The following is a 23,496-nucleotide window of genomic DNA, read 5'->3' on the forward strand; positions in this document are numbered from 1 at the left end:
GAGCCCTCCGGCACTCTACCGTCAAGCAGCCACGGCGGCCCGCAACGTTGCGGCCCGGCCGGCAGCGCTGCTTCCGAACCGCTCCAAGGAGCCCTCAATGGACGCAAGTTTCGTCAACATCGCCATCGTGGTGGTGTATCTCGTTGCCATGCTGGCCTTCGGCTGGTGGGGCAAGTCCCGCACCAAGAACAACAGCGACTTCCTGGTGGCCGGCCGCCGGCTCGGCCCCTTCCTCTACACGGGCACCATGGCCGCCGTGGTCCTCGGCGGCGCGTCCACGGTTGGCGGTGTGGGGCTGGGCTACAAGTTCGGCATCTCCGGGATGTGGCTGGTGGTCGCGATCGGCGCCGGCGTGCTGCTGCTGAGCCTGCTCTTCGCGGGCACCATCCAGAAGCTGAAGATCTACACCGTGTCCCAGATGCTGAGCCTGCGCTACGGCAGCCGGGCCACACAGACCTCGGGCATCGTGATGCTCGCCTACACGCTGATGCTCTGCGCCACCTCCACCGGCGCCTACGCCACGATCTTCGTGGTCCTCTTCGGCTGGGACCGTTCCCTCGCCATCGCCATCGGCGGCGCGATCGTCCTTGTGTACTCCACCATCGGCGGCATGTGGTCCATCACCCTGGCCGACCAGGTCCAGTTCGTGATCAAGACCGTCGGCATCTTCCTGCTGATGCTCCCCTTCACACTCAACGCCGCCGGCGGCCTCGACGGCATCCGCAGCCGCGTTGACGCCAGCTTCTTCCAGATGGACGGCATCGGCGTCCAGACGATCATCACCTACTTCGTTGTGTACACGCTGGGCCTGCTGATCGGCCAGGACATCTGGCAGCGCGTGTTCACCGCCAAGACGCCGTCGGTCGCCCGCTGGGGCGGCGCCACCGCCGGCGTCTACTGCATCCTCTACGGTGCGGCCGGCGCGCTGATCGGCCTGGGCGCCCGCGTGGCCCTGCCGGCCATCGACGTCAAGGCCCTCGGCAAGGACGTCGTCTACGCCGAGGTCGCGACCAACCTGCTGCCGGTCGGCATCGGCGGCCTGGTGCTGGCCGCGGCCGTGGCCGCCATGATGTCCACCGCTTCCGGCGCCCTGATCGCCGCCGCCACCGTGGCCCGCGCCGACGTCCTGCCATTCGTGGCCGGCTGGTTCGGCAAGAACGTCAACACCGACGACTCGGACAACCCGGAGCACGACGTCAAGGCCAACCGGATCTGGGTCCTGGGACTGGGCGTGGTGGCTATTGTCATCGCCATCATCACCAAGGACGTGGTGGCGGCGCTCACCATCGCCTACGACATCCTGGTCGGCGGCCTGCTGGTCGCCATCCTGGGCGGCCTGCTCTGGAAGCGCGGCACCGGCGCCGGCGCGGCTGCCTCGATGGCCGTCGGCTCGGTGATCACCCTCGGCACCATGATCGTGCTGGAGATCAACGCGGAGGTCCCGCTGGACGGTATTTACGCCAACGAACCGATCTACTACGGCCTGCTGGCCTCCGCGGTGGTCTACGTCGCCGTGTCGCTGCTGACCAGGCCGACCGACGCCGCCGTGATGGCGCACTGGCGGGACCGGGTTGCCGGCGGCGCAACGCCGGAAGAGGACAAGGTTCCGGCCCTGAACCACTAGCAGGGTCCGGCAGCGGCCGGTTTCAGGTTTCGAAGGACGCACGACGGCGGCGCCTCCCCACCGGGGATGCGCCGCCGTCGTGTTCCCTGCCGTCGTGCCACTCGGGGCGGGACCCCGGACAGGGCTACTCCTCCCCCGCGTCCCTGAACTCGTCAGCGTCGACCGGCGGGGTCGGCTGGTCGTCGCCGAGGAAATCGTCCGCGTCCAAGGGGACGAGCCGGTCGGCTTCCTCCAGTAGTTCCTCGTCGTCGGGCTCCGCGGCGCCGACGGGGGCGTCTTCGGCGTAGTCGTAGGCGGGGTCGGATTCGATGGAGTCCCTGGCCGGCTGTGCGGCGTGTGGTCCGGTGCTGTCCATGGTGCAACCTCCGTGGGTCGGGCGGCGGCAGTGCGAGTCGGGCCGCCCGGAGCCTTGCACCGGTCCCGGACAACCACCCGGGCGGGCCCGCCGGAGAACCCGCCCTGGCCTCCATTCGAGCACCGGGGACGGTGGGGGTCAAGGGCCGCCGGGCCCCCGGTAGGCGGTGCTGTGCGGGAGCTGTTTTTACGGGCCGCCGAAACTTTCCGCTGAGGATTGCCAGCCGAAAACCCCCGGAATTACGGGGTACGCTGGAGTCGCAATGGGGCCGCATCATGCCCCATCGAGCCCAGGAGTTTACGTGTCCCAACACGCCCCTTTTGACCAAAACCACGCTACCGCCGCCACCCCGGCGGACATCAAGCGCTGGCGGCAGTACCTTGCCGACGAACGCGCCGAGGCCGCGGTGTACCGCGATCTCGCGCAGAACCGCAGCGGCGAGGAACGCGCCATCCTGCTGGCGCTGGCCGAAGCCGAAGGCCGGCACGAGGCGCACTGGCTGAATCTGCTCGGCGAGCACGCCGGCCGCACCCGTCCCGCCTCGCTCCGCAGCCAGTTCCTTGGTTTCCTGGCCCGGCACTTCGGGTCCGTTTTTGTCCTGGCCCTGGCCCAGCGCGCCGAAAGCCGCTCGCCTTACGCCAACGATCCCTCGGCCACCCCGGCCATGGTCGCGGATGAGCAGATCCATGAGGAAGTGGTCCGCGGCCTGGCCACGCGCGGCCGCAACCGCCTCGCCGGCAGTTTCCGCGCCGCGGTCTTCGGCGCCAACGACGGGCTGGTCAGCAACCTCTCCCTCGTGATGGGTATGGCCGCCTCCGGCGTGGGCAGCTCCGTGGTCCTGCTCAGCGGCGTGGCGGGCCTGCTGGCCGGCGCGCTGTCGATGGGTGCCGGCGAGTTCATCTCCGTGCGCTCCCAGCGTGAGCTGCTGGCCGCGACCCGGCCCACCCAGGTCACCCTGGCCGCCGCGCCGCTGCTGGACCTCGAGCACAACGAACTTGTGCTGGTCTACCTGGCCCGCGGCATGTCCCGGGAGGCAGCGGAGCACCGCGTGGCCGAGCGGATGGGCCTGCTCGACTGCGACTGCGATCCCAGCCTGTCCCTGCGGCCCGAACTCCCGGAGACCGAGGACCAGCACGAGGCCGTCGGCACGGCGTGGAACGCTGCGGCGTCGAGCTTCTGCTTCTTCGCCTCCGGCGCCATCATTCCGATCATTCCGTTCCTGCTGGGCATGACCGGCATCGCCGCCCTGGTGGTCTCCGCCGCCCTGGTGGGCGTCGCGCTGCTGCTCACCGGCGGCGTCGTCGGCCTCCTGTCCGGCACCTCCCCCACCAGCCGGGCGTTCCGCCAGCTCGCCATCGGCCTCGGCGCGGCCGCGGTGACCTACCTGCTTGGCCTGGTGTTCGGCGCGGTGGTCGGCTAGTGGACGACCCCGGGTTGCCGGACTCCGGGTTGCGGGACCGGGGGCCGCGGCACGGCCGCGCCCGCGGTGCCGCCCGCGTGGTCCGGAACCTGGCCGCCGTGGTCCTGATCGCCGGAGCCGCCTTCCTGACGGCAGGGCTGGCGTACGGGGATCCGCGGTTCGTGGGACTGTTCGAGTTCAACGGCGGAGCCGACCACCAGCAGGCCCGTCCCCTGGCGGGCCACCCGACCGCCAGTCAGGCCGGCCGCCACGCCGGCGTCCCTGCCGGCGGGGAACAAATGGCGGTGCCGCCGCCGGGCTTCGAGGAACAAAACCAGCCCCTGGGCCAGCCGCAAACGCCGCCGGTGGACAGCAAGTCCTACAAATTCCTGGCCACCAACGCCGACGGGAGCCCCGTGGGCTACTCCCCCTGCCGGCCCCTGCATTATGTGGTGAACGCCGCCCTGGCCCCCAAGGGCGCCGGCAAACTGGTGGAGAACGCGATCCGGACGGTATCCGAGGCGACCGGGATCAGGTTCATCGACGACGGCGCCACCACCGAGCTGCCGTCGCAGACGCGGGCGCCGTACCAGAAGGAACGGTACGGCGAGCGCTGGGCTCCGCTGCTGATCGCGTGGACCACCCCCGAGCAGGCGCCGCAGCTTAAGGGCACCGTGATCGGAACGGGCGGCAGCACCCATTTCAGCTACGGCGACGGACCCAAGAGCTACGTGACCGGCAGCCTGGAGCTGGACGCGCCGCAGATCGGCGAGGACCTGGGCCGGGCGGACGGCGCGGCCTATGCCACGGCGGTGATCCTGCACGAACTGGGCCATGTCATGGGCCTGGAGCACGTCAGCGACCCCAAGCAGCTCATGTACCCGGAGATCGGTACTCCCGACGGCCTGGCCGCCGGTGACCTGAACGGCCTCTACGCGCTGGGCCACGCCCAGTGCCGCAAGGACCTCTAGGGTTCCAGGACGGCCACTGCCTCCTGGACCGAGTCCACCAGGAAGATCCTGTCCTCCATTCCCCGGCCCGCGGCGAGGCTCTGCAGCAGCGGCCACGCCGGGAATCGCCGCAGCCAGTGCTCCCGCCCCACCAGCACCATGGGCGTGATGGTTTCGGGGGCGGCGTAGTAGTTCTCGCAGGCGTCCTGGAAGATCTCCTGGATGGTCCCGCCGGAGCCGGGCAGGAAGATGATCCCGCCGTTGCAGAGTTCCAGCAGGATCGCCTCCCGGATGGCGTTCGCGAAGTATTTGGCGATGTGCGTGGCGAAGAAGTTGGGTGGTTCGTGCCCGTAGAACCAGGTGGGGATGCCCAGGGACGGAGTGCCGTCCGGATGGCGTTCGACGACGGCGGCCGCCGCCCGCGCCCAGGCGGACACCGAAGGCCGGAAGCCGGGCACGGCGGCGAGGTCCGCCAGGGCCCGCTCGAAGACGGTGTCATCCGCCGCGCTGAGGTACGCGCCGAGGTTTGCGGCTTCCATGGTGCCCGGGCCCCCGCCGGTGGCGACCACCCGGCCGTTCCTGGCCAGGAGCCGGCCGAGCTGCGCCGCCTCGGCGAAGCTGGCCGAGCCGCGGGCCTCGGCGTGGCCGCCCATCACGCCCACCAGGGACCGGCCCCGGCACAGCTCGGAGCGGGTCAGTTCGTCCAGGGCGTCGCCGATCGAATGGTCGTGCAGCGCCGCGGCCAGGGTCGCGTCCAGCCGGTGCCGCTGGCCGGGCCGGATGCTCCACTGGTAGACGCGGGCGTCGAGGGTGTCCTCATACCGGGAGTCGGCGATGCCCGCATAGAGCTCCTGCGGGGTGTACAGCTGGCCGCGGTAGGGGTTGAACGGCACCTCGTCCAGCTTGGGGAAGATCAGCGCGCCGCGGGCGCGCAGGGACTGCTCCACGCCGTCGTCAAAGGTGCAGCCCAGGAAGATCGCTCCCTGCGCTGCCAGGGATTCGAGGGTTGACCGCCGCCCGCGGAGGTCCAGCGATTGCAGATGCCAGCCGTGCATGGTGCGCGCGCCGTCCCGGACCATCCGGTCGAAGGTGTCGAGGCTTTCCACCTCGAGGGTGCGCGGGCTCGGGTGCAGGCTGCGGGCAGCGCTCATCCGGCGCCTCTAGCCCCGGCGGCCGGCGGCGCCGGCGGCGCCAAGGTGGGCGTCGAGCTTGGCCAGGGTCTGTTCCAAGTTGGCGGGGTGGCGGCGGAGGTAGCCGGCCAGGCGGAGGAAGAACTTGCCGCGCACCCCGCGGGCGTCCCACTGCTCGGTGACGGTGGTGCCGGGGATGCCGGCGGCGTCGGTGCCGGGTTCCAGCAGGTACCGCCAGATGTGCCCGTAGAAGTGGCGCCAGGCGATGCGGCGGCCTTCCTCGAATTCGCAGACGGTGTTGAGGATCTTGTAGTCCACGCCGATCTTCATGTCCATCCCGAACTTCGCACCGGGACCCAGCCGCTGCGGGCCCCTGGGCTGGGCGCCCTTGACGGTGTCGGAGCCGTCGATCACGCTGTGCAGGGCGGGGGTGGCGAGCACCTCGAAGATGGCTTCCGGGCTGGCGGCGATGAAGCGGCTGCGGGACACGAGATACCTGTTGTTCATCCGGCAATCCTAGCCCTGCGGAAAATCCGCAGTTGTGATGCAAAATGAGTCATGCAGAATCCAGCACGGCCCGCTGCCGGCCGCCCCCGTATCGGTATCCCGGTGCGCCTGACGAGTTCCTCGAACCCGGATCCGCGGGTGGCCGAGGCCAACGCTCTGTTCGATTACATCGTTGACCTGGTCCGCGACGGCGGCGGCGAGCCCGTGCTGCTCACCGCGGCGGAGGGAACGGAAGGGCTCGACGGCGTGGTGCTCCCCGGCGGCGGCGACCTCGCCCCGGAGCTGTACGGCGAGGAGGCCGGCGGCGCCTGTTACGACGTCAACCCCGGGCAGGATGCCCTGGACATCGCCGTGGCCCGGCAGTCGATCGACGCCGGGCTGCCGGTGCTGGGCATCTGCCGCGGCCACCAGCTGCTGAACGTGCTGTATGGCGGCAGCCTGATCCAGGACATGGACCCGGGGTCCGTGGCGCACCGCGAACCTGCCCCGGCCCACGATGCCGGACCCTGGGCGTGGCACGAGGTCGGGATCGCCGCCGGATCGAAGGTAGCCGGGCTGTACGCGGCCGAACAGGACACCGGAGAACAGCGCCCCGGAGTTCAGGGCACCGGAGTTCAGGGCAGCGGAGCGCCGGCGCTGACCGTCAAGATCGCCTCCGGACACCACCAGGCAGTGGCCCGGGTGGCCAACGGCCTCGTGGTGACGGCCGTGGCGGACGACGGCACCGTGGAGGCGCTCGAGGACCCGGCGCGCTGGGTGGCCTCGGTCCAGTGGCACCCGGAGGCGCGGGAGCTTCCGGCCGGGGAACGGCTGGCGCCGTTCCGGGCCTTTGTGGAGGTCTGCCGGAGCAGCCCCGCGCGTCCGCAGCCGAACTAGAGCCGCTGCAGTTCGGCGTCGTCGTCCCGGACCGCCGTCTCCGGCGCATTGGGGACGGCCGTCTCCGGGGTGCGCGGTGCCTTGCGCGCGGCGGCGGCTGCGAAGGCCATCACGGCCAGGCCCAGCAGGGTGATGCCCGCGCCGGCCCAGATCGGCGAGGTGTAGCCGAGGCCGGCGGTGATGGTCACGCCGCCCATCCAGGCGCCCAGCGCGTTGCCCACGTTGAAGGCGCCGATGTTGGCGCCGGACGCGAGCGTGGGGGCGGTTTCGGCGTACTTCATCACCCGCATCTGCAGGCCGGGCACGGTGGCGAAGCCGAAGCCGCCCAGCAGCACCATGGACGCAATGGTGATCGGCTGGCTGGTCGAGGTCAGCGCGAACACAACCAGCACCACCACCAGGGCCGCCAGCACCACCAGCAGGGTGCGGTCCACGTTCCGGTCCGCGGCCCGGCCGCCGACGGTGTTGCCGATGAACAGCCCCACCCCGAAGAGGATCAGCAGCCACGGCACGGTGGAGGCGGCGAAGCCGGTGACCTCGGTGAGGGTGAACGCGATGTAGGTAAACGCCCCGAACATGCCGCCGTAGCCGAGGATGGTCACGGCAATGGAAAGCCAGACCTGGCCGGACCGGAAGGCGCGGAGTTCGCCCCGCAGACCGCCGGCGGCACCGGGCGCCCCCGCCCCGGTCTTGGGCACCAGGGCCAGGATCCCCGCCAAAGCGAGCACCCCAATGCCGGTGATGGCCCAGAACGTGGAGCGCCAGCCGGCGGCCTGGCCGAGCATGGTGCCGAACGGCACGCCCAGCACGTTGGCGGCCGTCAGTCCGGTGAACATAATCGCGATGGCGCCGGCTTTTTTGGAGGGGGCGACCATGCCGGCGGCCACCACCGCGCCGATTCCGAAGAAGGCGCCGTGGGCCAGGGCCGCGATAATCCGGCCCACCATCATCAGCGCATAGTCCGGGGCGAGCGCGGAGACGAGGTTGCCGGCAATGAAGAGGATCATCAGGACCGCGAGCACGGGCTTGCGTTCGAACCGGGTCACGGCGGCGGTCAGGAGCAGCGCCCCGACGACGACGGCGAGCGCGTAGCCGGAGATCAGCCAGCCGGCGACGGCCTCGCTGACGTGGAAGTCCGCCGCCACTTGCGGCAGCAGGCCCATAATGACGAACTCGGTGAGTCCGATTCCGAACCCGCCGAGGGCGAGGGCTATCAGGCCGATGGGCATGGCGATGCTCCTTCAAAACTGTACGGGGGTGTGTGCGAGGCGTAAGCTAGTAGTTGCAGACGCGTTATTTATTGTTGCACACGCAACTATAGCGCGCAAGCAACTATATTTGGCACCCCGCGTCCGCGCCGGACAGCAGGAGCCCGACCTGGAAGGGAGCACAACTGATGGGCATCAAGGACGACGCCGTCGAGGTCCGGGCGCAAGGCTGGCGGACCCTCGCGGCACTGCACGGACTGATCGAGGCGGAGCTGGAGCGCTCCCTGCAGGCCGAGGCGCAGCTCTCCGTGGTTGAATACACGGTCCTGGACGCGCTCAGCCGGCAGGACGGCTGGCATATGCGGATGCAGCAGCTGGCCCGGGCGTCCGCCCTGAGCGCCAGTGCCACCACGCGGCTGGTCAACCGGCTGGAGGAGCGCGGGCTGCTGACCCGGATCCTGTGCGCGGACGACCGCCGCGGGATCTACACCGAGCTCACCCCGAGCGGCATCGCCCTGCTGGACCAGGCCCGGCCGGCCCACGACGCCACGCTGGAGCGCGCACTCGCCCAGGCCCAGGAGGTCCCGGAGCTCGCCGCGCTGGTGGACGCACTCCCCCGGCTGCACGCGCGGGTCTAGCCGGGTCTAACCGGGGGGCAGCAGCCGCCAACCCCTTGGCAAGCGGCACCGGCGGGGGTACGGTTAAACAACCAGAAGGTTGATCAACACATCAGTTGATTACGGAGCTGGTGACCGTGTAGCACGAGAGCGTGACGCCATGGCTGACGACGACGGACTCCTCGACACCGCTTTCCTGGCGCTCGCCGACCCCATCCGCCGCAGCATCATCGCCCGGCTTAGCCGCGGCCCGGCCACGGTCAACGAATTGGCGGAACCCTTCGCGATCACCAAGCAGGCGGTCTCGAAGCACATCCAGGTGCTTGAGCAGGCGGACCTCGTCACGCGCACGCGCGACGCCCAGCGCCGGCCCGTCCACCTGAACCCCGCACGGCTGGAGGCACTCACCGCGTGGATCGACCGGTACCGGCTGGTCCGCGAGGGGCAGTTCCGCAGCCTCGATGCCGTGCTCCAATCCCAGGCTGCCGAACGCGGCACCCAGGCAAAGGACTCATCATGAGCAACGTACTGAAACTCACGGTTCCGGAAGACCTGCCCTTCATCGACTTCGAGCGGGAGTTCGACTTTGCAGTGGCCGACGTCTTCCGCGCCCACAAGGAACCCGAACTCGTCGCCCAGTGGCTCGGCCCACGGCGGCTCACCATGGACGTAGACCACTACGACTTCCGCACCGGCGGGACCTACCGCTACACCCATACCGGGCCCGACGGCGTCGCCCGCCAGTTCAACGGGGTCTTCCACACCGTGCGGGAGAACGACTTCGCCGTCCAGACCTTCGAGTACGGCGGCTACCCGGACGTGGTCAGCATCGAGTTCATGACCTTCGAGGACCTCGGCGGCGGCCGCACGAGGCTGAGGGCCCACGCCGTCTACCCGAGCATGGAGGCCCGGAACGGTATGGCGGAATCCGGGATGGGCGACGGGCTCTCCGAGGCCTACGAACGGCTCGAGGAACTGCTGGCCGGCGCCAAGGTCTGACGCGCCAGGGCCTCGTCCAGCACCAGGCCGAGGTTGGACGCGTCGTGGGCAAACCGGCCCAGGAAGAGTCCGTCCGCCGCCAGTTGCGGCAGCAGCCCGGGTCCGGCGCTGCCGCCGTAGATGATGGGGCACCGGCCGTCCAGCCCGTCGCGGATCAGTCCCACCACGGCGTTGACGTACGACGGCGGGGCCGGCCGGTCCGCGCCGATCGCCCAGACCGGCTCGTAGGCGAGGACTAGTCCCGCGCCCAGTTCCGCGTCCCCGGCGGCAGCGGACCGGACCTGGCCCAGGCAGAACTCCGCGGCTTCCTCCGGCGCCGTCTCCGCCGGCTCGCCGACGCACAGCAGCGACGTCAGCCCGGCGTCGGCGGCGGCCCGCACCTTGCGGGCCACCACGCCGTCGTCCTCGCCGAACTGGGCCCGGCGTTCGGCGTGGCCGATCTCCACCAGCGTGACGCCGAGTTCGGCCAGCAGGCCCGGGCTGACTTCGCCGGTGAGCGGCCCGTCCCCCCAGGCGCAGTTCTGCGCGCCGAGAAGTATCGGCGAGCCGGCCAGGAGCGTCCTGGCCTCGGCCAGGACCGGGAACGAGGGGATCACAAAGACCACCACGTCCCGGCCAGCGGCCAGGGCGGGGCGTTGGTCCACCACGGCCCGCACCTCCGACAGCCAGCGCAGACTTTCCTGGTAGCCCAGGTACATCTTGGTGCTGACACCGACGTACAGCGGGCGTTCGGTGTCACTGGTGCCGGAGGTGCGGGTCATGGGTTTCCTTAGGTGGTGCGGTGGGCCGGACGTCAGTCCAGGAGCTCGTCCGCCTTGTTGCTGAACCGTTTGGTGGCAAACATCATGGCCGCCGCCACGAACGGCAGGACCCCGAGGGCGTAGACCCCCATCGACCCCGTGGGCGAGTGCGTGGCCTCGTTGACCGCCGTCCGCAGGATCGGAGCGACGAACCCGCCGAGGTTGCCCAGGGAGTTGATCAGGCCGATCCCGGCTGCCGCGGCGGACCCGGCGAGGAACGCCGTCGGGTAGGACCACACCACCGGGCCGACGGCCAGGAAGCTGCACACCGCCAGGGTGATAAAGACCATGCCGAGCACGGGCTGGTGGTTGGTGCCGGCCCACGCCGACCCGAAGATGCACAGGCCCGTGGAGAGGAACAGGATGGTGCCGAACTTCCGCCGCTTGGCCACCGTGTTGGCCGCCCGGCCGATGAAGTAGCAGGCGAAGATGCCGAAGAACCAAGGGACGGCGATCAGGAGGCCGACGGCGAGGCCCACCTTCTGCCCGGTCAGCGAGGACACCTGCTGCGGCAGGAAGAACGTCACGCCGTAGACCGCGATCTGAAGGCAGAAATAGATCGCCGTGAAGTACCAGACCCGGCCGTTGCGCATCGCGGCGAGGATGCCGCGGGGGCCGTGCTCGTCCTTGATGTTGTCCTCAAGGGCCATCACTTCCTTCAGCGCATACTTTTCGTCGCTGCTGAGGAACTTCGCCTTGTCCGGGCCGTTGATGAGGAAGAAGAAGGCGGCGATGCCGGCCACGACGGCGAGCAGGCCTTCGACGAAGAACATCACCTGCCAGCCGCGCACGCCCGGCACCTGGTCGCCGATGTTGATCAGCCAGCCGGACAGCGGATTGCCGATCATCTGGGAGAACGGCTGCGCCAGGTAGAAGATCGCGAACATCTGCACGCGCACCTTGTTCGGGAACCACTCGGCGAGGTACATGATGACGCCCGGGAACAGGCCGGCCTCGGTCACACCGAGGAGGAACCGCAGGATCACGAACGAGGTTTCGCCCTGCACAAACGCGAAGCAGGCGGACACAATGCCCCAGGTGATCGCGATGCGGGCCAGCCAGACTTTGGCGCCGACCTTTTTCAGCAGCAGGTTGCTGGGGATCTCAAAGATCGCGTAGCCGATGAAGAAGATGCCGGCGCCGAGGGCGAAGGCCCCCGCCGACACCCCCTTGTCCGCACCCAGGGCCGCTTCGGCGAAGCCGACATTGGTCCGGTCCAAAAATGAAACGACGTACAGAATGACCAGCATCGGCATCAGCCGGCGGGCCGCCTTGGAAATCGCGGACTTCAGGACCGGTCGGGCCAAAAGCTCCTTGGATGTAGCGGTGGATACGGACACAGCACTCTCCTTCGAGTGATGAGGTGGGGTGGTTCGCCCGCGGGCCGGCGGCCCGCGGTTCCCTGCTGGTTTCCGGGTTCCGGAAACCGTCAGTGCATATACAGGCCGCCGTCGACGTTGAGCGTCTGGCCGGAAATGTAGCCTGCGTCCTCGCCGATCAGGAAGTGGATCGCGGCCGCGACATCGCGGGTGTTGCCGACGCGGTTCACCACCAGGTCCTTGACGAGTTCATCCTTGCGTTCCTCGCTGAGGGTGCCGCCCATAATGTCCGTGTCGATCGGACCCGGGGAGATGGCATTGACAGTGATGTCGTACTCGCCCAGCTCCCGGGCCGTGGCCCGGGTCAGGCCGATGACGCCGGCCTTCGCCACCGAGTAGGGGGTCTTGCTGAAGGTGCCGCCGCCGCGTTGGGCGGAGACCGAGGAGATGTTCACGATCCGGCCGAGCCGGTTCCGGGCCATCGATTCGGCGGCCCGCCGGGTGGCGTAGTGGACACCGTTCATGTTGATGTTCAGCACGCGGTCCCACTCTGCGGCGTCGAGTTCGAGGTAGGGCACCGGGGAGCTGACGCCGGCGATGTTGGCCAGGGCCACGAGCTGCGGCAGTTCAGCCTCGATCTCGTCGACGGCAGCGCGGACCGAGGCCTCGTCGCCGATGTTGGCGCCGGCGCCGTGGGCTTTGACGCCGTGCTTGGCGGCGAGCTCCTTGGCCAGGGCCTTGCTGGCGGCGTCGTCGAGGTCGATGACGCCGATGTTCCAGCCGCGCTCGGCGAGGTAGTCTGCGGTGGCCCGGCCGATGCCGCGCTCGGAGACGGCGCCGGTCACGATCGCGGTGCGCTCTGCGGGGAAGGTGGTCATGGGGTTCTCCTAGGGCTGGATGGGGTGGGGCTAGCCCAGGGGTGCGGGGCCGAGGTCCTCGATGAGTTTCTGCATGGCGACGTAGGCCTTGTTCCGGTACGCGACCAGGGCGGCGGTCCGTTCGGCCGGGACGTTGAGGAAGCCGGAGCCGGTCTTGGTGCCCAGCTGGCCGGCGTCGACCTTTTCCTGCAGGATCTGCGGGGTGGCGAACCGTTCCGGGAAGCCGGTCTGCAGGGATTTGTAGCAGAAGGCGTAGACGTCGAGCCCGGCCATGTCCGCGATGGCGAACGGCCCGAAGAACGGCAGCCGGAAGCCGAAGGTGGTGCGGACCATCGTGTCCACATCTTCGGCCGTCGCGATGCCCTCCTCGACCACCTGCGCGGCCTCGTGGAACAGAGCGTACTGCAGGCGGTTGAGGACGAAGCCGGTGACGTCCTTGACGGTGGCCGTTTCCTTGCCGGTTTCGCCCACAATCGTGCGGGCCGTCTCGATGGTGGCCGCCGAGGTGCCGGCGTGCGGGATGACCTCGACGCCGGGAATGAAGGGCGCGGGGTTGGAGAAGTGGACCCCGAGGAAACGCTCCGGGTTCGCCACTACCTCGGCGAGTTTGGCGATGGAGATGGTGGAAGTGTTGGACCCGATGACGGCGTCCGGGCGGGCGGCTGCGCTGATGCGGCTGAGGGTGCCGTGCTTGATTTCGAGAACTTCGGGCACGGCCTCTTCAATGTACTCGGCGTCCGCGACGGCCTCTTCGATGTCCTTGGCCGCCCAGAGGTTTTCCTTGAGCCGCTCGGTGGAGCCGGCCGGGAACAGCCCGGCGTCAACGAATTCGTCGGATTCCTTGAGGAGCCGCTCGTAGTTGCTTTGGGCGACTTCGGCGGAGACGTCGGCGAGGGCGACGCGGGCTCCGGCGAGGGCCAGGACCTGGGCGATCCCGCCGCCCATGTAGCCCGAACCGACGACGGCGATGTTACGTGCGCTCATGCGTTTTCAATTCCTTCCGAAGCTCCCTCGTAGGAGTGGATAGCGTCCACCTTTGCCGCGGACGCGGAGGTGTCATCAAAGCGGTGGCCCAGCCATTCGCCGACCAGTTTCTTGGCCAGTTCCAGTCCGATCACGCGCTGGCCGAGGGTCAGCACCTGGGCGTTGTTGGACAGGACGGAGCGCTCCACGGAGTAGCTGTCGTGGGCGGTGACGGCGCGGATGCCGGGGACCTTGTTGGCCGAGATGGCCACCCCCAGGCCCGTGCCGCAGATCAGCAGGGCCCGGTCGGCCTCGCCGGCGGCCACCTTGCGGGCGGCGGCGACGGCCAGGTGCGGGTAGGCGGTGCTGTCGTTGGCGCCGACCCCGACGTCCTCGACGGACGCGACCCGGGGGTCGGCCTCGAGGAGGTCGCGCAGGGCGTTTTTGTATTCGACGCCGGCTTCGTCGTTGCCGACGACGATCCGCCAGCCGGCGGGGGCCGTCTCGGTGGCGGTGGGATCTGTGGTGTTGGTCAAGGGAGTACTCCTTCAGCTGCGTTCAATGGAGGCGGCGTAGTCGGCGACCCGGCCGGCGATCAGGCCGAACGACACGGCGCCGGGGTCGGGGTGGCCCAGGCTCTTCTCCGCCAGCGGACGGGCCCGGCCCTTCTTGGGGCTGAGGGACGCGGTGGCCTCGGCGGCCTCGGCGGCCGCGTCGGCCGCGGTCCGCAGGCTGCTGGCCAGCCCGGCGCCGTCGTCGATCGCCTGGTGGAAGACGTCGGCGAACGGCAGCAGCGCGTCCACCATGGTTTTGTCCCCGGCTTCGGCCTTGCCGAGGGTGCGGATGGCGTCGCGGAGGGCGGCGACGGCGGCTGCCGCGTCCGCCGGCGTGTAGGCGTCCTTGCTGCCCAGGGCCCGGCCGGCGGCGGCTACGGCGGCGCCCCACAGGGCCCCGGAGGTGCCTCCGGCGCGCTCGGCCCACTGCTCCCCGGCGGCGGTGAGGACTTCCTCCAGCCCGGCGCCGGCGGCGTGCGATTGTTCGGCGGCGGCGACGGCCGCGTCCACGCCCCGGCGCATGCCGATGCCGTGGTCCCCGTCGCCAGCGATGGCGTCAAGTTTCCCGAGGGCTTCCTCGTGTTCGATGACCACCGACTGGGCGACTTTCAGCACTCCCACGGCCGTGGCGGCGAGGGTGGCCGACGCCGGGGTGGCGGCCAACGCCGTGACCGCGTCGGCGCCGGCCGCGGCGGCCACGGTCCGGTGGGCCCGCGGGGCCAGGTTGCCTTTGCGGAACGCGGGGGTGTCGGCCGGGGCGGACCAGAAGGCCTCCAGCTCGGGATCCAGCCAGAACAGGGTCAGGGACAGGCCCGACATGTCCAGGCTGGTGACCAGTTCACCGCACTCCGGTTCCACGGTCTCCAGGCCGGCGGCGCTCAGGAGGGCCTCGATCTTGCCGAAGAGCACAAACAGTTCGTCGTATTTGACGGTGCCGAGGCCGTTGAGGATCGGCACCACGCGCCGGCCGGCCGTGTCGGGTTTGTCTTTCAGCAGCCCGTCCACCAGCAGGGCGGCCAGTTCGCTGGCCGTGGGCAGCGGCTGTTCGGAGATTCCGGGTTCGCCGTGGATGCCCAGGCCCACGGACATCATGCCCTCGGGCACCGTGAACAGGGGCTCCGCGGCGCCGGGCAGGGTGCAGCCGGCAAAGGCGACGCCGAGTGACCGGGTGTGGTGGTTGGCTTTGACCGCCAGCCGCTCCACCTCGTCCAGGTCCAGCCCGGCTTCGGCGGCGGCACCCGCGACTTTGAAGACGGTGAGGTCCCCGGCGATGCCGCGGCGCTTCTCGATCTCGGCGAGCGGGGCGCTGGCAATGTCGTCGGTGACCAGCACGGTGCGGGTCGGGATGCCTTCGGCGTTCAGCTTTTCCTGGGCCTGGCCGAAGTGCAGCACGTCCCCGGCGTAGTTGCCGTAGCTGAGCAGGACGCCGCCGCCGGTTTGGGCGGCTTTGGCCACGCGGTAGACCTGGCCCGCGGAGGGCGAGGCGAACATGTTGCCGCAGGCGCTGCCGGCGGCCAGGCCGGCGCCGACCAGGCCGGCGAAGGCCGGGTAGTGCCCCGAACCGCCGCCGATCACCAGGGCGACATGGTTGGCGGGGGTTTCGGTGGAGCGCACCACACCCCCGTCCACCCGGGCCACGTACTGGCGGTGCACGGCGGCGAAGCCGTCGAGGGCGTCTTCTGCGAAGCGTGCGGGATCGTCAAATATCTTGGTCATGATTCCTCGTCGAACCGGTGGGTGGGACAGGTGGAACGGGCGGTGGCCCGGAGGCGCCGTCGGCCTAGTGCGCGGCGACGGCGGCGGGCTGCTGCCGGCCCTGGGCGACCAGGCTGGTGCCGAGGCTGTACCCGTCGCGCTTGGGCAGGACCTGGCGGCGCAGGTAGTCCTGGTTGGCGGCGGTGACGCTCAGGCCGTCGCCGCCGTAGTGCTCCGTGCAGATGATGCCCTGGAAGCCGACGGAGATGGCGAACTGGAAGGCCTCGCGGTAGCTGATGAGGCCGGATTCCATCGGGGCGGGCATGGCCACGTACTGGTCCTTGGCCCGGTTTTCGTCCCGGATGTAGTTCTTGACGTGCCAGTAGTTCGAGTACGGCAGCGTCTTGTGGACCATCTCCCGCCAGTCCTCAATGGGCCGGTGCAGCCGGATCAGGTTGCCGATGTCCGGGTTGAGTCCGACGTTGGGCAGGTCGATGTCCTGGACCAGCTGCACGGAGGAATCAGCGGTGCCGAGGTAGGTGTCTTCGTACATTTCGAGGGAGACGAGCAGGCCGAGCTCGGCAGCGTGCCGTCCGACGTCGCGGATCCGGGTGACAGCCTTGTTCCAGGTCTCCTTGTCCCCCGCCGGATCCTTGTGGCCCTCGACGGTCCAGAACCAGAGCTGTTCGCGCTGGGCCGGGGTGAGCGCCTGGTGCAGGCCGATGGAGACGACTTCGCAGCCCAACTGCGCGGCGGCCTCGAGGGTCCGGTGGGTGTACGCAAGGTTGCCTTCCCAGTTCGCCTCGTCGATGACGCTGCGGCGGATGGCCGAGATGGCGGGCAGGCCGATTCCGGCTTGCCGTGCTGCGGCCGCGAGTTCGTCGAGGCGGGCCGGCGAGAGGTCTCCCGGGCGGACCCAGCTGTCGGTGAGGTCGGCGTTGGCGAAGCCTGCGTCGGCCACCTCTTCGAAGACGCGCTGCCAGTCGCTGGCGGGAGCGTCCTGGACCGGGGTCCCGTCGGCGCGGATGCCCGGGAACTGCAGCAGGGCCGCGGTGATGGGCCAGTTTTCGGCGGTGTACGGCATTGTCACTCCAACTCTTGAATCACATTTCCTATAGGATTTATCAGCGAGGAAAGCTTTGTCAAGGGTTAGTTGTGGGGTGGAACGCCGTTCGGCTAGCTGCGGACTTCGCTGTCGTGCTGTGAGCGCTGCTTGACGCCCTCGATGTGCTCGATCATTTTGAGGCGCGCGAGCTCGGCGTCCCCGGCCTCGAAGGCGCGCAGGACTTCGGTGTGTTCGGCGATCGCGAAGTCGGCATCGGTGACACCGAGGCCGCCGAAGAAGCGGAACCGCTGGACCTGCCCGCCCAGGGCATTGTAGGCCGAAAGCAGGAACTGGTTCTCGGCGTGCTCGGCGATGAGGCGGTGGAAGCGCTCGTCGGCTTCCCAGTAGGAGCGGAACTCGGAGAAGGACGGTCCCCGCGGCGCGGCTTTGAGGTCTTCGATGGCCTGCGCCAGTTGCACGGTCAGCCCGGCGTCGGCGTGGCTACAGGCCATAAAGGCGTTCGCGGGTTCGATCACGAGGCGGGCGTCCATGAGGTCCGCCAGCTCGTCCGCCGTGAACAGCGGCGCCACCCGGTACCCGCGTAGGGCGGTCCGGCGCACCATGCCGGTGGATTCGAGCCGGGCGAGGGCTTCCCGGACGGGGGTGGGAGAGACGTCCAGCTCCCGTGCCATCCCGTCGATGCTGACCGGAGTGCCGGCTTCGAGCCTGCCGTCCATCAGCGCGGCAAGAAGCGCCTCGTAGACGTGGTCGGCGAGGACCTGCCTGCTGATGCCGCGGGAGGCCGGTTCCTTGAGTGCCATAGTGAAATCCTATAGCCGCCGCGCCCCGCCCTGCGCCGGAGCCAGGCTCAACACCTCCGGGTTGAGCAGGTTGCGGGGCCGGCGGCCCGCCGCGGCGTCAAGGAGAGCCTCGATGGAGCTGGCTGAGACATCGCGGGTGAAATCCGCCGTCCAGCACAGCGAATGGGGTGAGAGCACCACGTTATCCATCCGAAGGAGCTCATCATCGGGCAGGAGCGGTTCCGGCTCGAAGACGTCCAGGCCCGCGCCGGCTATGCCGTTCTCCTGCAGGGACGCACGGAGGGCATCCGTATCCACCAACCGGCCCCGACCAATGTTTATGAGGAAGGCGCCCGGCTTCATGAGGTCCAGCTCGCGCCGGCCGATGAGTTTCTCGGTCTCAGGCGTTAGAGCCGCGCACAGGACCACATAGTCGGCCGCGGCCAACAGCTCGTCCAGGCTGGTGAGGGTCACATCCAGCCCGGCGGCCTCGGGGTGGCGGCCACTTCGATTGTTGCCCAAGAGCTTGAAGCCGAGGGGCGCCGCCATCCGGGCCAGCTCGGCCCCGACACTTCCGAAACCGACGATGCCCAGCGTTGCGCCGTCGATGGACGCGCCGCGGTGGTGTTCCCGGTCCTGCCACCGCGACGTTCGGGTCAGCCGATCCTTCGCGAGCAACTGATGCGCCAGGGCGAGGACCAGGGTCAAACCGGCGGCAGCGAGCGGCCTACGCACAGCCTCCGGCGTATTCGTGACCATAACGCCGGCGCGGGTGCACGCCTCAAGATCGACCGTGTCGTAACCGGCCCCGAACCTCGCCACCAGTTTCAGGTCCGGGGCTGCGGCCAGTGTCTCTTCGCCGAAGTGAATGTGACCCAGGGACAGCACCGCATCCACCCCTTCCAGGTCCCGGGGAGGAATCGGGTCAACGTAGCTGGGGAGTACATGCCACTGAATACCGGCCTCGGTCAGCCGGTGCAGGCCGAGATCGCCATGGATCGAGGTGCCGTCCGGCCGCACCGCGTCAGCGGTGACGGCGACCCGGAACGGTGCCAGCCGGCTCATACCTCTGCCACGCTGGTTGCGCCGCCAACTTCAATCGGCTTCCTCACCAGGACGATATAGGCAACTGCCGCCAGCGCCGCGATGACGCCGCCCAGGACGAAGGAAGGCGTGTACGAGCCGGTGGCATCGGCGATCATGCCGGCAATCAGCGGTGAGAAGGCCCCGCCAAAGTAGCCCCCGAAATTCATGATGGCACCCAGGGATGCCACCTGCCGGGTGTCCACAATGTCTCCGGGCATGGCCCATGCCGCCGACGTCATGGTGGCAATGCATCCCATGGCCACGCTCAAAACCACCATCGCGAGTGTGAGGTCGCTGATGAAGGGCACCAGGCACACCAGGGCCCCGGAGGCGATGGAAGCTACCACCATCACGTGGCGCTTGGCGGCCAACGGGCTGGTTCCCGGGCGGCGGGAGTAGCGCGTGATGATGTAGCCGCCGATCAGGCCCATGACCGCCGCCACCAAGTACGGAACGGCGGCGAGGAAGCCCGTGTTGGCAATGCTGACGCCGCGCGCCTGCTGCAGGTACAGCGGCAGGAAGACGATAAACAGGTTCCAAATCCAGATCACACAGAAGAATCCGGCCATCAGGCCCCAGGTCTGGCGATGCTTGAAGAGGGCGAACCACGAGACACGGGCCGAGGGCGCGGCGGGGGCGAGCCGATCGCGCTGAATCAGTTCGAATTCTTCCGCCGAGAGCCGGCGGTGCTCCTCCGGTGAGCGGTAGAAGAGGAAGAAGCCCACTGCCAGCACCAGTCCGATGACACCGAGGAACACAAAAATGGCCTGCCAACCAAAGCCGAGGAGAATGGCGGTCAGGATGGGCGGCGCAATGGCCGGGCCCCACTTGGAACCGCTGTCCCACACTGCAGTTGCCTGCGCCCGCTCGGTCCGCGGGAACCACTCAGCCGTAACCTTGGCCGACGCCGGGCTATTAGGCGCCTCGGTGATACCCAGGAGGGCACGGAACGTGATGAAGTGCCACATCTTGCTGCCGATAGCCATCAGCGCGGTCGAGACGCTCCACAACGCTATGGCAAGGAAGTACATGCGGCGGGCACCGAGTTTGTCGATGAGCCAGCCGGCGGGCAGCTGGCTGAAGGCATAGACCCAAGAGAACACCGTTCCGAGCAACCCGATGTCGGTCTTCGTCAGGGCGAGCTGCTTGATCATTTCCGGAGCCGCAATGGCAATGGCGCTCCGGTCCATGTAGTTGACGATCCCGGCCAGCAATGCCCAGCCCAGGATCCACCAACGCAGGTTCTTGATGGTTTTGCGGACGGCCGATTCGCCCGGCCGTGTCTGTACTGTCTCTGTTGCCACAACACACCCCTTTGTGTCTTCAACACGCGCTGCCTCCGTTGGCGGCGACCACTAATCGTAGACCCTATAGGATCTACGGATTAAGGCAAGGGGTGGTTGATCTTTTTTGTTGGGCCTCTGTAAGGGACAACTGCGCCCCGCTCCCCCGCCGCTGCTGGCGGAGGGGAAGCGGGGCGGGGGCGGGGCGAGGGATGGGCGTCAGTGGCCCCGCAGGACCTCGATCACCGTGGAGTCGTCGCGTCGGCCAAGACCTGCACGGCGGCCGCTGAGGTACAGCTGCTCGGCGGCAGAGGCCAGGGGCGCCGGGTAGGTGCTTTCGCGCGCCGCGTCGACCACCAGCCCCATGTCCTTGACGAAGATGTCCAGGGCGCTGCGGACTTCAGTGTTGTCCGGGTCCACCATCCTGGAGCCGCGGTCATCGAACATAAAGGATGCCGCCGCGCCGGAGCGCAGCACCTCCCAGGTCTGCTTGGGGTCCAGGCCGAGGGCTTCGGCGAAGGCCAGGGCCTCCCCCGCGGCAGCGATGTGCACGCCGCAGAGCAGCTGGTTGACGAGCTTGACCTTCTGCCCGTCCCCCACCGCCGCGCCGACCACGGGGGCCGAGCTTGCCATTGCATCCAGTAGCGGCCGGACAGCGGCGAGCGCACGGTCGGATCCGCTGACCATCATCAGCAGCTCGCCGGTGGCGGCGCGTTTGGTGCCGCCGGAGACCGGGGCATCAACCAGGTCAACATCGAACGGCGCCAGCCGCTCGGCCAGGGACACAACGGCGGCCGGGCCGACGGTGGCCATCAGCAGGACCACTGTGCCGGGGCGCAGCGCCTCGGCCAGGCGGTCGGGGCCGAACAGCACGGCGTCGGCCTGGGCGGGGGTGGCCACCATCAGGGCGACGACGTCGGCCTGCGCCACGGCGTCCCCGGCCGTCCCGGCCGGGGTGAGGCCGGGGACGGCGAGGCTCTGCGCGCGCCCGTCGGCGACGTCGAAGGCCGCGACTTCGTGCCCGGCGTTGGCGAGGACCACGGCCATCGGGCCGCCCATGGCGCCCAGTCCGATCCATCCGACCTTGCTCATGGGGTTACGTCCTTTCCTGGGGCCGCGGACGGGGTGCCGCGGAAGAGTTCAATGGTGTTGGCGAGTGCGTTTTCGTCGCCGACGTTGCCCGCAAAGACGACGTACGGCATGCCCTGCACGCCCGGGGCGGCGTCGTCGGGCCGGAGGACGGAGACCATCCCGGGGAACAGCTGGCCCAGCACGGTGGCGCGCCGGATGCCGAGGCCGCGGACAGCCACGTCGTGCGAGGTGATGCCGCCCTTGGCAATAACCCAGGCGGGGCGTGCGGTGAGTGCGGCCTGGACCACGTCAATCACTGCGGCCGACACGCTGCGGGCGATTTCCAGGCTCGCGGCGGCGTCCGCGCCCTTCAGCAGCGAACGCGAGGTGTAGAGCAGGACGTCGGAGTCGGCGAGTGCACTGACCATCTTGGCGGCGGTGGCCGCGATGTGGTCCGCGCGTGCGGCCGGGTCGACGAGGTCCGCGACGGACAGTTCGATCTCGGTCACCCCGCCGCGGGCCTGCGCCACGGCGACCTGCCGGGCGGTCTGGCCCACGTGGGAGCCGACGACGGCGAGGCCGTGCCCGGCGGGACGGCCGGCCGGCCAGATGTCCTCAGCCTGCAGGGTGGGTTTGGGGTCCAGCCCGGCCAGCGCGCGGACGAAGGATGGCCCGGTGCGGTGCAGGAACGTCTTACCTTCGCGCTGGACCTGCTGCAGGCCCAGGACCACGATTTCCAGGTCCGCGAAGTCGGTGGCGTTGACGACAATAACCTGCAGGTCGGCGGCGGTGCGCAGGATCTCCGCGACCCGGTCCTCTCCGCCGTTGCGGATGTCCTCAAGGCTGATGCTGAGCACCTGCCCGGCCGCTACGGTGCCGCCGCTCTTCTCCGCGACGAAGTCCTTCAGGTCGGAGGAGCGGTAGCCGAAGGTGGCGTCCTTGGCGAACTCGGTGTCCCCGGCGGGGACGGGCTCGCCGCCCACCACGGCCCAGTGCACGTCGCCGGCTGTGAACCGTCCGGCTTCGAAGTAGGACGGGGCCAGCAGGACGCCGTCGAAGCCGTGGCCGGTGACCTCGCGCCGGACGGCGTCGAGGGTGCGGATTTCTGCCATCACGTGGCCGCGGAGTGTCGAGTCGCTGCGGCTGACCACGTCCAGCGGCGCGCCGAGCTGCTGCTCGAGTTCGAACAGGGCTCGGCCGGCGTCCTGGTTGAGCGCGACGGCGTCCGCCTCGTCGAGGCTGCGGGTGTTGGTGAGGATAAAGCAGGTGGATTCCGGCGCGGCGAGGGCCGCCGCGTACTCGGATGCTTCGAGCACGGTGACCACGGAGACGCCGTGGACGGACTGCGAGCCGGTCGGGTCGTCGTCGAGCACGGCGGTCCGGCGGCCGGTGGCGGCGCGGTCCGCGCGGATCCGCTGCCGGGCGTCCGCGAGGCGGACGGGGGCGGGAGCGTCCGGCGGGCCGGGATGGCCGGGGTGGGTTTCGTTTGTCATGCTGTGGTCCTTTCGGGTGCCGTGCGGCCTGGGCCGCACGGCACGTCGAGAGGCGCCTGGGGTCAGGAGACCTGCAGGCCGCCGTTGATGTCGTAGGTGGCGGCCGTGATGTAGCCGGCGTCTTCGCTGAGCAGGAAGGACATGAGCGCTGCGACCTCGTCGCGGGTGCCGACGCGGCCCATCATGATGCCCTCGGACATGGCGGCCTTGCGTTCATCCGTCAGGGTGCCGCCCATGATGTCGGTGTCGATCGGGCCGGGAGCCACCGCGTTCACGGTGATCCCGAATTCGCCGACTTCGCGGGCCAGTGCACGGGTGAAGCCGAGGATCCCGGCCTTGGACGCGCTGTAGGCGACCTTGGAGAAGGTGCCGCCGCCGCGCTGCGCGGAGATCGAGGAGACGCTGACGATCCGGCCGACCCGGCGTTCAATCATGCCCTTGAGGACCCGCTGCGAGACGATGAACGTACCGCGCATGTTGATGGCGAACACCTTGTCCCATTCGGCCACGGACGTCTCCATAAACGGCGTCGGCGAGCTGATGCCGGCCAGGTTGGCCAGTCCGACGATCGGCGGAAGCGCCTCCTCGATCTCGGTGATGGCACGGTCCACGGAGGCCTCGTCCGAGACGTCGGCGCCGACGCCGATCGCCTTGACGGCACGGTTGGACCCGATCTCCGCCGCGGCCGCCTTGGCGTCCTCGGCGTTGATGTCCAGGATCGCGATCGACCAGCCGTCGCGGGCCAGCCGGTCGGCCGTGGCGCGGCCGATGCCGCGGGCCGACGCGGCGCCGGTCAGGACGACGGTTCGTTCGGCGGGGAATGTGTTGTTTGCTGTCATGGGTG

Annotated in this window: 24 protein-coding genes; 7 read left to right on the forward strand and 17 right to left on the reverse strand. The window is 69.3% G+C overall.

The features are described 5' to 3' along the window. Positions 1–97 precede the first annotated feature (97 nt). Positions 98–1,624 carry a sodium:solute symporter family protein gene (locus AC1DHY_RS10735; RefSeq protein WP_476903595.1) on the forward strand — a complete coding sequence of 509 codons (1,527 nt, stop codon included), beginning with the start codon at positions 98–100 and terminating at the stop codon, positions 1,622–1,624. Positions 1,625–1,748: 124 nt separating this feature from the next. Here AC1DHY_RS10735 and AC1DHY_RS10740 read toward each other — a convergent pair whose 3' ends face one another. Next, a complete protein-coding gene (locus tag AC1DHY_RS10740; RefSeq protein ID WP_476878815.1) occupies positions 1,749–1,979 on the reverse strand; it encodes a hypothetical protein in 231 nt (76 codons plus the stop codon). Positions 1,980–2,280: 301 nt separating this feature from the next. Here AC1DHY_RS10740 and AC1DHY_RS10745 point away from each other — a divergent pair, with 301 nt between their 5' ends. Together AC1DHY_RS10745 and AC1DHY_RS10750 are read left to right on the forward strand one after the other, a co-directional pair. Beyond that, complete coding sequence (locus AC1DHY_RS10745) at positions 2,281–3,399, forward strand: VIT1/CCC1 transporter family protein (protein ID WP_476878816.1); 1,119 nt, start codon at positions 2,281–2,283, stop codon at positions 3,397–3,399. Then, a complete protein-coding gene (locus AC1DHY_RS10750; protein ID WP_476878817.1) occupies positions 3,399–4,349 on the forward strand; it encodes a matrixin family metalloprotease in 951 nt (316 codons plus the stop codon). The genes AC1DHY_RS10745 and AC1DHY_RS10750 overlap by 1 nt, the downstream gene beginning before the upstream one ends. On the opposite strand, the gene AC1DHY_RS10755 is transcribed toward AC1DHY_RS10750, so the two are convergent. Then, positions 4,346–5,479 (reverse strand): LOG family protein, encoded by a 1,134-nt coding sequence (locus AC1DHY_RS10755; protein WP_476878818.1) that lies wholly within the window; start codon positions 5,477–5,479, stop codon positions 4,346–4,348. The genes AC1DHY_RS10750 and AC1DHY_RS10755 overlap by 4 nt on opposite strands. 9 nt (positions 5,480–5,488) lie before the next feature. Beyond that, positions 5,489–5,965 carry an SRPBCC family protein gene (locus AC1DHY_RS10760; RefSeq protein WP_476878819.1) on the reverse strand — a complete coding sequence of 159 codons (477 nt, stop codon included), beginning with the start codon at positions 5,963–5,965 and terminating at the stop codon, positions 5,489–5,491. A 51-nt stretch (positions 5,966–6,016) separates the two neighbouring features. Between AC1DHY_RS10760 and AC1DHY_RS10765 the strand changes: the two genes are divergently transcribed. Further along, positions 6,017–6,841 carry a gamma-glutamyl-gamma-aminobutyrate hydrolase family protein gene (locus AC1DHY_RS10765; RefSeq protein WP_476878820.1) on the forward strand — a complete coding sequence of 275 codons (825 nt, stop codon included), beginning with the start codon at positions 6,017–6,019 and terminating at the stop codon, positions 6,839–6,841. On the opposite strand, the gene AC1DHY_RS10770 is transcribed toward AC1DHY_RS10765, so the two are convergent. Continuing rightward, positions 6,838–8,070, reverse strand: a complete 1,233-nt coding sequence (locus AC1DHY_RS10770; protein WP_476878821.1) for an MFS transporter — start codon at positions 8,068–8,070, stop codon at positions 6,838–6,840. The two genes, AC1DHY_RS10765 and AC1DHY_RS10770, sit on opposite strands and share 4 nt — an antisense overlap. 167 nt (positions 8,071–8,237) lie before the next feature. Between AC1DHY_RS10770 and AC1DHY_RS10775 the strand changes: the two genes are divergently transcribed. The 3 genes from AC1DHY_RS10775 (at position 8,238) to AC1DHY_RS10785 (ending at position 9,665) form a co-directional block, all read left to right on the forward strand. Further along, positions 8,238–8,687, forward strand: coding sequence for a MarR family winged helix-turn-helix transcriptional regulator (locus tag AC1DHY_RS10775; protein WP_476903596.1), 450 nt, complete (start codon positions 8,238–8,240; stop codon positions 8,685–8,687). A gap of 139 nt (positions 8,688–8,826) precedes the next feature. Continuing rightward, positions 8,827–9,186, forward strand: a complete 360-nt coding sequence (locus tag AC1DHY_RS10780) for an ArsR/SmtB family transcription factor (protein WP_476878823.1) — start codon at positions 8,827–8,829, stop codon at positions 9,184–9,186. Continuing rightward, the gene (locus tag AC1DHY_RS10785) at positions 9,183–9,665 is read left to right on the forward strand and encodes an SRPBCC family protein (RefSeq protein WP_476878824.1); all 483 of its coding nucleotides are present in this window, start codon (positions 9,183–9,185) and stop codon (positions 9,663–9,665) included. The genes AC1DHY_RS10780 and AC1DHY_RS10785 overlap by 4 nt, the downstream gene beginning before the upstream one ends. On the opposite strand, the gene AC1DHY_RS10790 is transcribed toward AC1DHY_RS10785, so the two are convergent. From AC1DHY_RS10790 to AC1DHY_RS10850, 13 genes are all read right to left on the reverse strand, one after another. Next, entirely contained in the window at positions 9,623–10,426 is an 804-nt protein-coding gene (locus tag AC1DHY_RS10790) for a triose-phosphate isomerase family protein (protein WP_476878825.1), read from the reverse strand. The genes AC1DHY_RS10785 and AC1DHY_RS10790 overlap by 43 nt on opposite strands. Positions 10,427–10,458: 32 nt before the next feature. Continuing rightward, entirely contained in the window at positions 10,459–11,805 is a 1,347-nt protein-coding gene (locus AC1DHY_RS10795) for an MFS transporter (protein ID WP_476878826.1), read from the reverse strand. 89 nt (positions 11,806–11,894) lie between these two features. Beyond that, complete coding sequence (locus AC1DHY_RS10800) at positions 11,895–12,662, reverse strand: SDR family NAD(P)-dependent oxidoreductase (protein WP_476903597.1); 768 nt, start codon at positions 12,660–12,662, stop codon at positions 11,895–11,897. Positions 12,663–12,692: 30 nt separating this feature from the next. After that, entirely contained in the window at positions 12,693–13,646 is a 954-nt protein-coding gene (locus AC1DHY_RS10805; RefSeq protein WP_476878828.1) for a 3-hydroxyacyl-CoA dehydrogenase family protein, read from the reverse strand. Further along, positions 13,643–14,161, reverse strand: a complete 519-nt coding sequence (locus AC1DHY_RS10810; RefSeq protein ID WP_476903598.1) for a ribose-5-phosphate isomerase — start codon at positions 14,159–14,161, stop codon at positions 13,643–13,645. Before AC1DHY_RS10810 ends, AC1DHY_RS10805 begins: the two co-directional genes overlap by 4 nt. Positions 14,162–14,173: 12 nt before the next feature. Next, complete coding sequence (dhaL, locus tag AC1DHY_RS10815) at positions 14,174–15,895, reverse strand: dihydroxyacetone kinase subunit DhaL (protein WP_476903599.1); 1,722 nt, start codon at positions 15,893–15,895, stop codon at positions 14,174–14,176. A 64-nt stretch (positions 15,896–15,959) separates the two neighbouring features. Next, on the reverse strand, positions 15,960–16,958 hold the full coding sequence (locus AC1DHY_RS10820; protein ID WP_476903600.1) for a sugar phosphate isomerase/epimerase family protein: 999 nt from the start codon (positions 16,956–16,958) through the stop codon (positions 15,960–15,962). A gap of 92 nt (positions 16,959–17,050) precedes the next feature. Beyond that, positions 17,051–17,740 (reverse strand): GntR family transcriptional regulator, encoded by a 690-nt coding sequence (locus AC1DHY_RS10825; RefSeq protein ID WP_476879671.1) that lies wholly within the window; start codon positions 17,738–17,740, stop codon positions 17,051–17,053. A 9-nt stretch (positions 17,741–17,749) separates the two neighbouring features. Continuing rightward, the gene (locus AC1DHY_RS10830) at positions 17,750–18,784 is read right to left on the reverse strand and encodes a 2-hydroxyacid dehydrogenase (RefSeq protein WP_476903601.1); all 1,035 of its coding nucleotides are present in this window, start codon (positions 18,782–18,784) and stop codon (positions 17,750–17,752) included. Next, the gene (locus AC1DHY_RS10835) at positions 18,781–20,109 is read right to left on the reverse strand and encodes an MFS transporter (protein WP_476879669.1); all 1,329 of its coding nucleotides are present in this window, start codon (positions 20,107–20,109) and stop codon (positions 18,781–18,783) included. The genes AC1DHY_RS10830 and AC1DHY_RS10835 overlap by 4 nt, the downstream gene beginning before the upstream one ends. A 198-nt stretch (positions 20,110–20,307) precedes the next feature. Then, positions 20,308–21,180, reverse strand: a complete 873-nt coding sequence (locus AC1DHY_RS10840) for an NAD(P)-dependent oxidoreductase (protein ID WP_476903602.1) — start codon at positions 21,178–21,180, stop codon at positions 20,308–20,310. After that, complete coding sequence (locus AC1DHY_RS10845; protein ID WP_476879667.1) at positions 21,177–22,652, reverse strand: four-carbon acid sugar kinase family protein; 1,476 nt, start codon at positions 22,650–22,652, stop codon at positions 21,177–21,179. Before AC1DHY_RS10845 ends, AC1DHY_RS10840 begins: the two co-directional genes overlap by 4 nt. Before the next feature lie 62 nt (positions 22,653–22,714). Continuing rightward, positions 22,715–23,491: an SDR family NAD(P)-dependent oxidoreductase gene (locus AC1DHY_RS10850; RefSeq protein WP_476879666.1), complete on the reverse strand. Its 777-nt coding sequence runs from the start codon at positions 23,489–23,491 to the stop codon at positions 22,715–22,717. Positions 23,492–23,496 lie beyond the last annotated feature (5 nt).

This window comes from Arthrobacter sp. 05L44, from assembly GCF_056397605.1.

Excerpts from the sequence above, each read along its gene's own strand:
- AC1DHY_RS10735 (WP_476903595.1), top strand. The coding sequence starts at position 98 with ATGGACGCAAGTTTCGTCAACATCGCCATCGTGGTGGTGTATCTCGTT.
- AC1DHY_RS10740 (WP_476878815.1), bottom strand. The coding sequence starts at position 1,979 with ATGGACAGCACCGGACCACACGCCGCACAGCCGGCCAGGGACTCCATC.
- AC1DHY_RS10755 (WP_476878818.1), bottom strand. The coding sequence starts at position 5,479 with ATGAGCGCTGCCCGCAGCCTGCACCCGAGCCCGCGCACCCTCGAGGTG.
- AC1DHY_RS10760 (WP_476878819.1), bottom strand. The coding sequence starts at position 5,965 with ATGAACAACAGGTATCTCGTGTCCCGCAGCCGCTTCATCGCCGCCAGC.
- AC1DHY_RS10765 (WP_476878820.1), top strand. The coding sequence starts at position 6,017 with ATGCAGAATCCAGCACGGCCCGCTGCCGGCCGCCCCCGTATCGGTATC.
- AC1DHY_RS10770 (WP_476878821.1), bottom strand. The coding sequence starts at position 8,070 with ATGCCCATCGGCCTGATAGCCCTCGCCCTCGGCGGGTTCGGAATCGGA.
- AC1DHY_RS10775 (WP_476903596.1), top strand. The coding sequence starts at position 8,238 with ATGGGCATCAAGGACGACGCCGTCGAGGTCCGGGCGCAAGGCTGGCGG.
- AC1DHY_RS10780 (WP_476878823.1), top strand. The coding sequence starts at position 8,827 with ATGGCTGACGACGACGGACTCCTCGACACCGCTTTCCTGGCGCTCGCC.
- AC1DHY_RS10785 (WP_476878824.1), top strand. The coding sequence starts at position 9,183 with ATGAGCAACGTACTGAAACTCACGGTTCCGGAAGACCTGCCCTTCATC.
- AC1DHY_RS10790 (WP_476878825.1), bottom strand. The coding sequence starts at position 10,426 with ATGACCCGCACCTCCGGCACCAGTGACACCGAACGCCCGCTGTACGTC.
- AC1DHY_RS10800 (WP_476903597.1), bottom strand. The coding sequence starts at position 12,662 with ATGACCACCTTCCCCGCAGAGCGCACCGCGATCGTGACCGGCGCCGTC.
- AC1DHY_RS10805 (WP_476878828.1), bottom strand. The coding sequence starts at position 13,646 with ATGAGCGCACGTAACATCGCCGTCGTCGGTTCGGGCTACATGGGCGGC.
- dhaL (WP_476903599.1), bottom strand. The coding sequence starts at position 15,895 with ATGACCAAGATATTTGACGATCCCGCACGCTTCGCAGAAGACGCCCTC.
- AC1DHY_RS10820 (WP_476903600.1), bottom strand. The coding sequence starts at position 16,958 with ATGCCGTACACCGCCGAAAACTGGCCCATCACCGCGGCCCTGCTGCAG.
- AC1DHY_RS10825 (WP_476879671.1), bottom strand. The coding sequence starts at position 17,740 with ATGGCACTCAAGGAACCGGCCTCCCGCGGCATCAGCAGGCAGGTCCTC.
- AC1DHY_RS10830 (WP_476903601.1), bottom strand. The coding sequence starts at position 18,784 with ATGAGCCGGCTGGCACCGTTCCGGGTCGCCGTCACCGCTGACGCGGTG.
- AC1DHY_RS10840 (WP_476903602.1), bottom strand. The coding sequence starts at position 21,180 with ATGAGCAAGGTCGGATGGATCGGACTGGGCGCCATGGGCGGCCCGATG.
- AC1DHY_RS10845 (WP_476879667.1), bottom strand. The coding sequence starts at position 22,652 with ATGACAAACGAAACCCACCCCGGCCATCCCGGCCCGCCGGACGCTCCC.
- AC1DHY_RS10850 (WP_476879666.1), bottom strand. The coding sequence starts at position 23,491 with ATGACAGCAAACAACACATTCCCCGCCGAACGAACCGTCGTCCTGACC.